The organism is Candidatus Pantoea carbekii (genome assembly GCF_000971765.1).
In the GTDB taxonomy this organism is placed as follows: domain Bacteria; phylum Pseudomonadota; class Gammaproteobacteria; order Enterobacterales; family Enterobacteriaceae; genus Pantoea_A; species Pantoea_A carbekii.
Window position 1 is genome coordinate 390,781 of sequence record NZ_CP010907.1, and the last position, 12,140, is coordinate 402,920.

The 12,140-nt window shown below is 30.0% G+C and carries 12 protein-coding genes; 1 reads left to right on the forward strand and 11 read right to left on the reverse strand.

The features are described 5' to 3' along the window. Window positions 1–246: 246 nt before the first annotated feature. The 9 genes from nth to pdxH form a co-directional block, all read right to left on the reverse strand. The gene (gene nth / locus BMSBPS_RS01320) at window positions 247–873 is read right to left on the reverse strand and encodes an endonuclease III (protein ID WP_022564626.1); all 627 of its coding nucleotides are present in this window, start codon (window positions 871–873) and stop codon (window positions 247–249) included. 9 nt (window positions 874–882) lie between these two features. Continuing rightward, on the reverse strand, window positions 883–1,542 hold the full coding sequence (gene rsxE, locus BMSBPS_RS01325; protein ID WP_022564627.1) for an electron transport complex subunit RsxE: 660 nt from the start codon (window positions 1,540–1,542) through the stop codon (window positions 883–885). 4 nt (window positions 1,543–1,546) lie between these two features. Then, on the reverse strand, window positions 1,547–2,170 hold the full coding sequence (gene rsxG / locus BMSBPS_RS01330; RefSeq protein ID WP_022564628.1) for an electron transport complex subunit RsxG: 624 nt from the start codon (window positions 2,168–2,170) through the stop codon (window positions 1,547–1,549). After that, window positions 2,167–3,237, reverse strand: coding sequence for an electron transport complex subunit RsxD (gene rsxD, locus BMSBPS_RS01335; RefSeq protein WP_046201101.1), 1,071 nt, complete (start codon window positions 3,235–3,237; stop codon window positions 2,167–2,169). Before rsxD ends, rsxG begins: the two co-directional genes overlap by 4 nt. Then, window positions 3,238–4,824: an electron transport complex subunit RsxC gene (gene rsxC, locus BMSBPS_RS01340; RefSeq protein WP_022564630.1), complete on the reverse strand. Its 1,587-nt coding sequence runs from the start codon at window positions 4,822–4,824 to the stop codon at window positions 3,238–3,240. A gap of 5 nt (window positions 4,825–4,829) precedes the next feature. Continuing rightward, a complete protein-coding gene (gene rsxB / locus BMSBPS_RS01345; RefSeq protein ID WP_046201102.1) occupies window positions 4,830–5,405 on the reverse strand; it encodes an electron transport complex subunit RsxB in 576 nt (191 codons plus the stop codon). A 1-nt stretch (window position 5,406) separates the two neighbouring features. Beyond that, on the reverse strand, window positions 5,407–5,988 hold the full coding sequence (gene rsxA, locus BMSBPS_RS01350; RefSeq protein WP_022564632.1) for an electron transport complex subunit RsxA: 582 nt from the start codon (window positions 5,986–5,988) through the stop codon (window positions 5,407–5,409). Between the two features lie 528 nt (window positions 5,989–6,516). Next, window positions 6,517–7,791: a tyrosine--tRNA ligase gene (tyrS, locus tag BMSBPS_RS01355; protein ID WP_022564633.1), complete on the reverse strand. Its 1,275-nt coding sequence runs from the start codon at window positions 7,789–7,791 to the stop codon at window positions 6,517–6,519. Between the two features lie 51 nt (window positions 7,792–7,842). Then, entirely contained in the window at window positions 7,843–8,499 is a 657-nt protein-coding gene (gene pdxH, locus BMSBPS_RS01360; RefSeq protein WP_022564634.1) for a pyridoxamine 5'-phosphate oxidase, read from the reverse strand. Window positions 8,500–8,894: 395 nt separating this feature from the next. Between pdxH and rnt the strand changes: the two genes are divergently transcribed. Further along, on the forward strand, window positions 8,895–9,569 hold the full coding sequence (gene rnt, locus BMSBPS_RS01365; RefSeq protein WP_022564635.1) for a ribonuclease T: 675 nt from the start codon (window positions 8,895–8,897) through the stop codon (window positions 9,567–9,569). Window positions 9,570–9,607: 38 nt separating this feature from the next. On the opposite strand, the gene BMSBPS_RS01370 is transcribed toward rnt, so the two are convergent. Both BMSBPS_RS01370 and BMSBPS_RS01375 read right to left on the reverse strand, forming a co-directional pair. Continuing rightward, a complete protein-coding gene (locus BMSBPS_RS01370; RefSeq protein ID WP_046201103.1) occupies window positions 9,608–9,940 on the reverse strand; it encodes a Grx4 family monothiol glutaredoxin in 333 nt (110 codons plus the stop codon). Window positions 9,941–11,409: 1,469 nt separating this feature from the next. Further along, window positions 11,410–12,036, reverse strand: a complete 627-nt coding sequence (locus tag BMSBPS_RS01375; RefSeq protein WP_046201104.1) for a riboflavin synthase — start codon at window positions 12,034–12,036, stop codon at window positions 11,410–11,412. Between the last annotated feature and the right edge of the window lie 104 nt (window positions 12,037–12,140).

Genomic DNA, 12,140 nt, shown 5'->3' on the forward strand with positions numbered 1-12,140 from the left:
ACTTATTAACTACCGATAGCATATAAATAATAAATTCATCAAAATAATATTTGATCACAATCTTAAAAATATAAAACTATAAATATTTGAAAATACTTTTGCTGTAATCTAATTATTCAATTAACTATTAGTAGAGATAAAACTGAAATAAATAATGTAAAAATTAATATTTTCAATAAAAAATAAATAATAAGTTATGTCAATTAACAAATGTTTGATTATCTGATTATAGTTAATACTAATATTTTAGTTTTTTTCATATTCGCATAGATCTTGTATGACACAATTATGACAATGTGGTTTTCGTGCTATACAAGTATAGCGGCCATGTAAAATTAGCCAACTATGACAATATATCTGAAATCTTCTAGGGACTACTTTTAACAGTTTTTCTTCTACTTCTTTTACATTTTTACCTAATGCAAAACCAGTACGATTACTAACTCTAAAAATGTGGGTATCAACAGCAATAGTTCGCCATCCAAAAGCTATGTTAAGCACAACATTAGCAGTTTTACGTCCTACACCTGGTAAAGCTTGTAATGCTGTACGATCTTCCGGAACGTTGCCAGCGTACTTTTCAAGCAAAATATAGCATAATTTGGTTATATTTTCTGATTTTCTATTAAATAGACCTAAACTTTTAATATATTTTTTCAGTTCTTCAGTTCCAAGAGCTAATATTGTTTCAGGTGTATTGGCCACTCGATAGAGTTTGTCTGTGGCTTTATTAACTCTTGCATCTGTAGATTTGGCTGATAATAATACAGCAATTAAAAGTTCAAACGGCGATTGAAAATTCAATTCAATAACGGGATGATTATGCTTGTTTTGTAATCGCATCAAAATTTGTATTCGTTTATTTTTATTCACTTCACGGGTTTAACTTTCTTGTTTAATTTTTAGATTTATTTTATAGTTAATAAAATACTTGAGAGTTAATAATACACCTAAACCAATAAAACCTCCTGGAGGCAGTAAAGCTAATAACATTGGTGATTTAAAATGCACTATTTCAATACGAAATATTTTTGCCCAAGACCCTAACAATTTATCTGCTTCGTTAAATATTGTTCCGTTTCCGATTAATTCTCGTATTGCACCAAGTATGAACATAAAACATGTAGCACTGATTCCAATAGCAAACCCATCTAATACAAAAAGTAAAATACCATATTTAGAAGCTACTATTTCTGTACGACCTACTATAATAGTACAGTTAGTAATAATAAGAGGACTAAAAATCTCCAATAATTGATACAAATTGTACGCATAAGCATTAATGAACATTTGAACGCAGCTAACAATACAAGAAATAATCATAATATAGATCGGAATACGGATTTCAAATGGTATGTAACGATGACATGTGGCAATAACAAGATTAGTTAATGTTAAAACAAAAGTAGTTACTAAACCAACACCAAAAGCACTTGCTGCACTAGATATAAGTGCTAATATTGGACATAGAACTAATATTTGCACTAACATAAAATTATTTTTCCAGAAACTATCCAAGAATAAATTTTCAGTTCTACTCATTTAATTATCCACATTTAGGAAGAGAACTTAATTTGTCTGGTAGAGTTTTAATTAATAAGGTTGTTCGTTTAGTAGCATTTACTACAGCACGAGGCGTAATAGTTGCACCTGTAAACTGATCAAATCGACCACCATCTTTTTTTATTGCAAAATCTTTATCATTAGCATCGTGTACTACTTGACCATTAAAACTATTAATCCAATTCGAAACGCGTAATTCCACTTTATCACCGAATCCTGGAGTCTCATGATATTCAGTCACACGCACACCTAATATTTTACCTTCAAAAGTAGCCCCTACTAACATTTGAATAGGACCAGCATACCCATCAGGAGCGACGGTTTCAATTGCTGCTGCAACAGGCGTATTGCCTTTACGAGCTAAATAAAGATGATGAAATTTATTATTACCAAGAGCAACTTTATCTTTTATAAGATAACATTCCTGTTGTATTTGATTATCATAAAGCTCTGTAGGTATAACTTGATCAAGTAATTTTTTTTGCTGAAATAAAATTTGATTTTTTGCAACACATTCAGTTATATAGTGAATAACAGCTATCAACCCGGTAGTAATTGCTGCAAAAATAGCTAATGTTAAAGCATTTTTACGTATGATTTTGATCATTGATTTTCCTTACAAGAACCGTAAATACGAGGTTGAGTATAATAATCTATTGATGTGACGCACATATTTGCCAATAATACAGAAAAAGCTAATCCATCTGGATAATCACCAAAGCTGCGGATTAACCAAGTGAACATCCCGATTAATCCACCATAAATCAGACGTCCAACATTCGTTGTTGCAGCCGTGACTGGATCAGTAGCTATGAAAAATGCTCCTAACATAGTTGATCCGTAAAAAAGATGTACGATTGGTACATTGAGCGTTTCCGGTGAAAATAGCCAACCCAATACAGTAAACATTGACAATGAAATTAGGAAACTTATTGGAATGTGCCAACGGATTACATTTTTTATTAATAGCATACTACCGCCTATTAGGTAACCAATATTTACCCACTGCCATGCAAGATGAGTTAAGATATTTTTGTATGTAGAGATTGGCCAATAAAGTTGTTGATGATTAGCTCCTATACGATGCCTATTTTTCAAGATATTCAACGGTGTTGCCTGACTAATACCGTCTACTCCTAAGTGTTGTAATTGCAAAATAGCGCCATCTACTGACGCATGTCCAGTGAAAATAATGTTAACTACATCCATAAATTCAAATTTAGTTTCTTGTAAAGCAGTAGGTGATGTCCAGTGCGTCATCTGTAATGGAAAAGAAATTAACAAAACTGCGTAACCTACCATTGCAGGATTGAATAGATTTTGACCTAAACCACCATATAGTTGCTTACCTATTACAATAGCAAAGATTGTACCTAAAACTACTAACCACCAAGGGGATAAAGGTGGTAAACTAAGACCAAGCAATAATGCTGTTAGTGTTGCAGAATTATCACTTAATGTTTTTAGAATGGTTAAGTTACGTAACCATAAAATTAAACCCTCTGTAATCCATGCAGTAATTATTGCTAGTAATATTTGAATTAAAGAGCCAATACCAAAAAAATACCATTGAGCTGATATACCTGGTAGAGTTGCTAATATTACCAGTAACATAGTATTACTAATAGTACTACTATGATGGGTGTAAGGAGAATTTGAAATTTGAAAAACCATTTATGCCTCAATTTTTTTTGAAAGATGCATTTTTTTACGTGCTTTAACACGGGAAATTGCTTTTTCTATTATTTCTTTGCGTGAATCATTTGTATCATCTATTGTATGATTTAAAGTTTGAAAATTCTTTGTATTGAATATATTGTGAAGGAGTTGACGTTTTTTTCTATCATCTTGTAGGCGTATTTGACGTGCTTCAAAGCGCGCTTTAGATTCAGCCATGCGTTTTTTTTGAAAGTCAATACATTGTAATTCAAACTTTTCTTGGCGATAATACTGTACTAATGGAATATGACTTGGACAAACATAAGCGCAAGCACCGCATTCTATGCAATCTTCAATATGATATACACGTGTGCTATCGTGATCTTTAGTCTTGCTATACCAGTATAATTGTTGCGGTAATAACCGTATCGGACATACTTCAGCACATGCACTACAACGAATACACGGTTTTTCTTCAAACCTAGGTGCTATTTCATTGATAGAAGGTGCTAAAATACAATTAGTCATTTTTACTGTTGGTATCTCAGTTGATGTCACAGTAAAACCCATCATCGGACCGCCAATTATCAATATCTGAGATGCGCTAGGGGTAAAGCCAACGTGATCTAATAAATGACTTAATGATGTGCCAATCCGACTCCATGCATTACAGGGATTAGAAATGGATTTACCGGTCAGAGTAATTACGCGTTCAGTAATGGGTTCACCATTAATAATGGCACGTTTTATTGCCCACACAGTAGCTACATTGTGCATTAATATACCAATATCAAGAGAATGACCGTTACATGGCACTTCTAAACCAGTAAGAATTTTCGTTAATTGTTTAGCACTACCAGAAGGATATTTAGTTGGTATAACACATAACTGTAAATCATTGTTGTCACCTAAAGCTTGCCTTATTGCCTGAATTGCTTGAGGCTTATTATCCTCAATACCTATTAGTACGTGATTCGCTTGTAAGATCCACGCAAGGATGCGGCAACCTTCCAATACTTCCAACGTATAGTCCTGTATTAATCGATCATCAGCAGTAATATAGGGCTCACATTCAACCGCATTGATAATTAATGTTTTTACACGTTTTTGTAAACCTATACTTAATTTAGCAGCGGCAGGAAAACCAGCCCCACCAAGCCCAGCTATACCTGCATTATAAATACGTTTTATAATCTCCTTGCGTGACAAGCTTCGATAATTTGGTTGAGGATCGAGTTTAATCCAACGATCTTGACCATCAGCTCGAAGAAAAACACAGAGTTCCTCTCGTTTTTTAGAAATAGGATACGGTGCAATTGCCTCTACAGTACCAGAAGTAGGTGCATGTACCGGCAACATCATATATCCAGAACCAACAGTTAATGGCTGGCCGCGTAATACATGATCACCTTTTTTAACACAAATTTCACCTTGATAACCAATATGTTGTTTTAAAAAAACTATAAATCGATTAGGTAAGGGAAGATGACTAATTGCTATACAATTTGACTGTATTTTCATTTCAAGAGGGTAAATTCCTCCTTTGAAATTCCAAAATTTTTTTTTGCGAAAAAATTTTTTTATATGATTATGTAAAATCATGTTATTTAACTTACCTGAAAAATAATAGGTCTAGAATCCGTTTGATAGTTACTTTTTTGATCAACAGTACTTTGTATTGCTATGCAATCTGTTGGACAATGAGGAACACATAAATTACAACCAGTGCACAAATCTTGTAATACAGTATGCATTGTTCGTGGAGCGCCTATAATTGCATCAACCGGACAAACTTGAATACATTTATTACAACCAATACAATTAACTTCATCAATTTGCACTACTGTACGTAATGGTATAGGTAAAGATGTTATTGGTGTAATGCCATCTTCTATAAAAAAAGAGGGATTCATATTAAGTAATGCAGCAAGCTTAAGCATCGTCTGTTTTCCACCTGGGATACATTTATTAACAACTTCTTTTTTTTTAACTATTGCTTCTGCATATAAACGACAACCCATATAACCACATTGAGCACATTGATTTTGAGGTAAAACAGCATTAATTTGTTCAATAATACAATCTTCTTCCATCTGAAAATAATATGAAGCGTAGCCTAGTATAGCTCCAAAAATTAGGCTTAATATGCTTAGTACAACGATAGAAATCCAAATTGTAGTCATATTAAATCTTCACCAAACCATTAAAACCCATAAATGTCATTGCCATCAAACCAGCTGTAATCAGCGTAATAGATTCACCTTTGAATGGCCTTGGTACATTGGCTAGCATTATACGTTCATGCATGCTAGAAAATAAAAACATTACTACTGTAAAACTTAATGCCGAACTACAACTATAGAATATACTTTGTAAAAAAGTATGATTTGCATTAAAATGCAATAATAGTATACTTAAAAGTGTACAATTGGTAATGATTAAAGGTAGGAAAATGCCGATAAATCGGTAAAGTAAGAGATTAATTTTACGCAATACTATTTCAATGAACTGTATTAGAGTTGCAATTACTAAAATATAATCCGTAGTACGTAAATATGCTAGATTAAGCGGAATTAGAATTAGGTGATCAATCAACCATACACATATACATGTCAATGTAATTACAAAAGAAGTTACAATTCCCATACCTATAGCCGTTTCTAATTTTTTAGATACATCTAAAAACGGACATAGACTTGCGAATTTCTTAAATATAAAATTATTGATTACAATAGTACTAATAAATAATACAAAATATTGAGTCATATTATTTACCTAAAAATTGCAGTTAAACTTTTATTATTTAATCGATCACAAATAATTAAAAAAATTATTACATATATATAATATAATAATAAACATTACTTCTATAAATACCTATCAAATAGTAACAGTAAAACTTACGATCATAAATGAGTATATTAAATCATGCTAACTACGATCACACGAAAATATATTTCATTTAAAATTTTCAACCGAAAATTTTAAATGAATCATTGAAAATAATTTATTTCAAGATTACACGTGAGTCAAAACTGTAATTATTATACAATGCATGCCATTCTTAATTTATAATTAATTATTTTTAATATGGCACTTATATTAAATGAAAAATAAATTTTTTTCTTTAAATTTAAATACACAAGATACTTCTTTTGTAATATTATTAATAAGCAACATACCAATAAATTAACTCATATAAGATAATCTTAGCTACTATTTGTAGTTTGATTTATATCGATTCTCTCTAATACAATACAAAAATTAAAATTTAACATAATGAATCTGTAAATTTCAATTCCAGCTAATTAAACAATAATATTTTTTACCGCGACGTAATAAAGTAAAACGATTAAACAGTTTATCTTTTTTGCTAAAATGGTACTCAGGATTGAGCTCTCTTTCTCCGTTGATATATATGGCTCTCGATGTAACCATAGTACGTGCTTGAGTACGTGAAGTTACTAGCCTTGCAGTTACTAATGCACTTAGTAGGTCGTTTGTTTGATATAATACAATACTGGGAACACCATCTTGAAGCAATTGTTCAAAATCATTTTCAGTCATTTCATTAACATTGTCAGAAAAAAGACATTTTGTAATACGTTTTGCTGCAAGTAAACCATTTTCTCCATGTACAAGACGAGTAACGTTTTCTGCTAATATATATTGTGCTTTTAGAAAAGTATCATTATTGTTATTTTTTTCTAATTTTTTAATTTCTTGAATGTTAATAAAGGTAAAAAATTTAAGAAATCGGTATACATCAGCGTCTGATGTATTGATCCAAAATTGATAAAATGCATACGGACTGGTTTTTTTACCATCAAGCCAAATTGTACCTTTTTCAGTTTTTCCAAACTTAGTACCATCGGATTTAGTAATTAATGGGACAGTCAATCCCCAAACTTGTTGTTTTTGTAGACGACGTGTTAAATCAACTCCCGAAATGATATTACCCCACTGATCGGATCCGCCTATCTGAAGTACCACGTTATAATGTTCGTTTAATTTGACAAAATCATAACTTTGCAATAAACAATAAGAAAATTCAGTAAAGGAAATCCCTTGATCATCACGATTTAAGCGTTGTTTAATTGCTTCACGTTTAATCATTTGATTGACTGAGAAATGTTTACCAAGATCGCGCAAGAAAGTTAATACGTTCATCTTAGTAAACCAATCATAGTTATTAACCGAAATGGCACTATTATAACCGCACTCAAAGTTAAGAAAAAGTGTTATTTGATTTTGAATTTTTTTTATCCACTTATTGACAGTTTTAATTTTATTCAATGTACGTTCTGTTTTTTTAAAGCTAGGATCACCAATTAAGCCTGTAGCACCCCCTATGAGTACAATAGGTGTATGTCCAGAATTTTGAAAACGTTTTAAACAAAGCAACAATACTAAATGTCCTAAATGCAAACTATCAGCTGTAGGATCAAAACCACAATAAAGAGCTATAGGCCCTTTCTGTAATCTTTTGACTAAAGCAACTTCATCTGTTATTTTTGCTATTAAGCCTCTTTCTTGCAGTTGTGCTATTACGTTACTATCAGTTGTCATTACGGACTCCAAAAAATGGCATAATATATTAAGCAATACTACATAATAATTCTACGGTGATAATCGGTCAATTGTCCAAGAATTACCATTTCGTGTATAGAGAAAACGATCATGTAAACGATGTTTGCCACCTTGCCAAAATTCTATAGTATGAAATTTAACACAAAATCCACCCCAAAAACTCGGCAAAGGAATTTTATTTTGTTTGAATTTCTTTTTGAATTCAAAAAACTTACATTCCAATATATTACGGCTCGAAATACAACGCGATTGTTTTGAAACCCAAGCAGCAATTTGACTGTCACGAGGACGACTGTAAAAATACTTTAATACCTCTAGTGGCGATAATTTTTCTGCTTTCCCTAAGATCATCACCTGACGATCTAAAAAATACCAAGGAAAATGTAACGAAATAGCGGCATTGTTTGATAAATGTAGTGCTTTACGACTGAATAAATTAGTGTAAAATATCATTCCTTTTTCGTCGTAATGTTTTAGAAGAACAGTTCGCTGATAAGGCTGACCGTTGCTGTCAACTGTCGCTACCGTCATTGCTGTAGGATCAGGTAACTGTACTGAACAAACTTGATGAAGCCAATTTTCAAATAATACTAAAGGGTTATCAGGCAAATCTTCACGACGTAGTCCACTGTAAGTGTATTCACGACGCAAATAAGCAATGTATTGTAAGCTATTACTATCATTCATACTGATCTCGTTTTTATTGAATATTAGGATGAAAAAGCAAGAGATACATGTTTTATAACTGATAATTACTGTTTAATTTAATTTAAATGAGAACGAGGTTACTACATAAATATAATCTATGGTTTTAGCAATTTTGTATAAAATTAATGATAGCGATGCATAATTTGAATAAATATCTTTGATAATCAATTAACAAATTTTATTTAAAATACTGAAAGGTATTATAATGAACTTTACACTATAAAGATAAAAATATACTAAATTGAAAATTATTAATTATTAATAACGTGTTATTAGATAAAAATCATAAGTTAACTAATTTAGTTATATTAAATTCTACTTAATTGTAATTTTTGGCATAATATATTATGCTCAATAATTGCTATGGGATACTAATGTCTGAATTCAACGATTTCAATGCTCTTTATCAACGTTTTCGTGGTTTCTATCCCGTTGTAGTTGATGTGGAAACTGCTGGGTTTAACGCTCACACTGACGCGCTTTTAGAAATTGCTGCCACAACATTAAAAATGGATGAAAATGGTTGGCTACATAATAATGAAACTTTACATTTTCATGTAAAACCATTTAAAGGTGCATTATTAAATCCACAAGCACTCGCTTTCACTGGTATTGATCCTACTAATCCGTTACGTAGTGCAGTAAGCGAATATCAAGCATTAAATCAAATCTTTCAAATGGTCAGTGAAGGTACTAAAAAAAGCAATTGTAATCGTGCGATTATTGTAGCTCACAACGCTAATTTTGATCATAATTTTTTAATGGCCGCATGTGAACGTTTAAATATGAAACGTAATCCATTTCACCCGTTTGCAACCTTTGATACAGCAGCACTTAGTGGACTAGTCTTAGGACAAACGGTATTAGCCAAGGCGTGTAAAACTGCCGGTATAGATTTCGATAGCACTCAGGCACATTCAGCTCTATATGATGCTGAGCACACGGCACAACTATTCTGTGAATTAGTAAATCGCTGGAAACGACTCGGCGGTTGGCCAGTACAATTAGATAAGATAGACACTAAAAGTACAAATGCTATATCTGCGTAAATAATAAAAAGAAAAATAGAAAATATTTTATTTAGAAATCATTTTGATTTTTTGTATTTCTCAGCAGTTTTTTTTATTAATATTTGTAACTCGCCTTGTTGAAACAGCTCAACGATAATGTCACAACCGCCTATTAGTTCACTATCAACCCATAATTGTGGAAAAGTTGGCCAGTTAGCATATTTTGGCAATTCAGTACGAATATCATGGTGTTGTAAAATATCTACATATGCGAAATGTTCACCACATGCAGAAAGCGCCTTTACAGCCTGTGCTGAAAAACCACAGCTAGGCATGTTCGGTGAACCTTTCATATATAGTAATATAGGATTTTCTGAAATCTGATGCTGAATTTTTTTAACTGTACTCATTGTTTTTCCTTTTAGTGATGCTAATTTTATTGTTTTTTTCATTAATGAATTAAAACTTTTGAATATTAACTTTGTATTTTATAAACATAAACATATACAAAAATTCTTTTTTTACAAAAAATAGACCTTGTTTCTAAATTATTAAAGTACTTTGATTAAGATTTACTTTTTGCATAAAAAATCACTCGCCTATACTTTATTTTATTTTAGTATCAAATACTTTCGTTTAATATTTAAAATTAAATTTTATACATAATTATAGATTTATTAGATATTTCTATTATTATAGATTTGTAACGTGTTCTAAATACAATTTTTTTCTATGAGGATTAAAATTAAAAAGGTAACATGCGTACATTTAATTAAATATGCGTTAAAGCAAGCAATTTCAAAGTAATTAGCTATTTGATTTCGTATTTTTATATATTAATTTCAAAGATATAACTTCTGACATATAAAAATAAAATTTTAAAAAATTAAAATGTCAAAGATACATTTTGATATGTTAACTTATTTCTTAAATGTATTTAAATTGAAATTATCATATTATTATTACAAAATGTTTAGTAATCCAGCTATTAATTGGTAACTAATTTAGTTATATTTATATTTTATGCTTAAGATTTAATCTTTTTACTTATACAAAACACTGAAAATCTATAACATAAAGTAATACGATAATATTCTAAGTTTTTATTTTATTAAAATAACTTACTGTTAAATATTGACTGTTTGCTAATACAGGCATAATACAATATATGCAGCAAAGTATAACACTAAATATATTAATATTATACTTTATTATAAAAAAATAGATTAGTAAAAGTTTTTAATATTAAAATAATATCTCAACATCAGAGATATCATAAAGTAACTAGTGTAAAGCGTTTTAATTACGGATCTTTAAAAATCTAGATCTTAAAAAACTAGAAAATTTAATTTTTAATTAAAAATCGTAATCCTTATTATAAAAATTATTTAATTGATAAACTGAAATATTATTAGCATATACAAATGAATAATATACTAATTTATCAGTCAATAACACATATTTTTCTAAAATAATTAACTAAGAATGTTTTAAAAAAAACTAAATTATAATATATTTCATTTAGTTAAAATAATGAGCTTTTATAAAAATATAAAATTGATTGTTAAATATTATGGCAAATAATATTCTATATATAAACGTTTCTTTGAAAATTATTTATATTAATCAATACATACAAATAATAAATATTCAAATGTATATTTACTGATTCTACTGCAACTTGACTTATGCAGGAAAATTTAGTATACGTAGCAGTTTAATGATAAGGCATACGAATGAAGTCATGCTATAACCGTTACTGTGATACTAAAGTAGGTTATTTTTTTTGGATATTAAGTAAATTATGAATAATTTGGTGATATATAATGTATTGATTAAATGGTTATTTTTGATTACTAAGATTAATTTTATTTAAATTCTATTTTACTACTGATATTTTAGATTGTGTGAGTACTCGTTCAACAGTGTCGACGATTGCTTGTGTACGAAAATCAACTTCAACATTGACTTTATCTCCTACTTTCTTAGTAGCTAAAATAGTACGTGATAATGTCTCTGGTATTAGATATACACAAAATTTATTGTTCGTGATATTTGCAATTGTTAAACTAATACCGTCAAGGCCAATAAAACCTTTACATAAAATGTATTTCATGTATATTGAGTCTTTTAATTTACACCATAATTCATAGTTGTTTTTTATTTTTACAATTTTATAGATTACTGCTGTAGTGATAATATGCCCGCTCATTACATGACCACCAATTTCATCACTGAATTTTGCTGCACGTTCAACGTTTACTAAATCTCCAACTTGTAGTTCTAGTAAATTAGTAATACGCAGTGTTTCCTTTATGAGATCAAACTTGGCAAGATCACCTTGTAAATGTGTAACACTAAGACAGCAACCGTTATGAGCTATTGATGCTCCTAATACTAAATCAGGTAGTAATTTTTTTGGTAATTTAACTAGATGAGTTCGAAGTAATTTGTTTTCTTCAACTGCGACAATTTTTGCTATTCCTTGTACAATTCCTGTAAACATAATATTAATTCCTATGAAATTTCTATTTTTTACCATAGCTTTTTAGTTGCTTATATAGCATAGTAAAATACAGTTTAGCGAGCATTAGCATAATTATAGTTACG

What these genes read in the sequence shown, in the direction of transcription:
- rsxE (WP_022564627.1), bottom strand. Translation starts at nt 1,542, where the DNA reads ATGAGTAGAACTGAAAATTTATTCTTGGATAGTTTCTGGAAAAATAAT.
- rsxG (WP_022564628.1), bottom strand. Translation starts at nt 2,170, where the DNA reads ATGATCAAAATCATACGTAAAAATGCTTTAACATTAGCTATTTTTGCA.
- rsxD (WP_046201101.1), bottom strand. Translation starts at nt 3,237, where the DNA reads ATGGTTTTTCAAATTTCAAATTCTCCTTACACCCATCATAGTAGTACT.
- rsxC (WP_022564630.1), bottom strand. Translation starts at nt 4,824, where the DNA reads ATGATTTTACATAATCATATAAAAAAATTTTTTCGCAAAAAAAAATTT.
- rsxB (WP_046201102.1), bottom strand. Translation starts at nt 5,405, where the DNA reads ATGACTACAATTTGGATTTCTATCGTTGTACTAAGCATATTAAGCCTA.
- rsxA (WP_022564632.1), bottom strand. Translation starts at nt 5,988, where the DNA reads ATGACTCAATATTTTGTATTATTTATTAGTACTATTGTAATCAATAAT.
- tyrS (WP_022564633.1), bottom strand. Translation starts at nt 7,791, where the DNA reads ATGACAACTGATAGTAACGTAATAGCACAACTGCAAGAAAGAGGCTTA.
- pdxH (WP_022564634.1), bottom strand. Translation starts at nt 8,499, where the DNA reads ATGAATGATAGTAATAGCTTACAATACATTGCTTATTTGCGTCGTGAA.
- rnt (WP_022564635.1), top strand. Translation starts at nt 8,895, where the DNA reads ATGTCTGAATTCAACGATTTCAATGCTCTTTATCAACGTTTTCGTGGT.
- BMSBPS_RS01370 (WP_046201103.1), bottom strand. Translation starts at nt 9,940, where the DNA reads ATGAGTACAGTTAAAAAAATTCAGCATCAGATTTCAGAAAATCCTATA.
- BMSBPS_RS01375 (WP_046201104.1), bottom strand. Translation starts at nt 12,036, where the DNA reads ATGTTTACAGGAATTGTACAAGGAATAGCAAAAATTGTCGCAGTTGAA.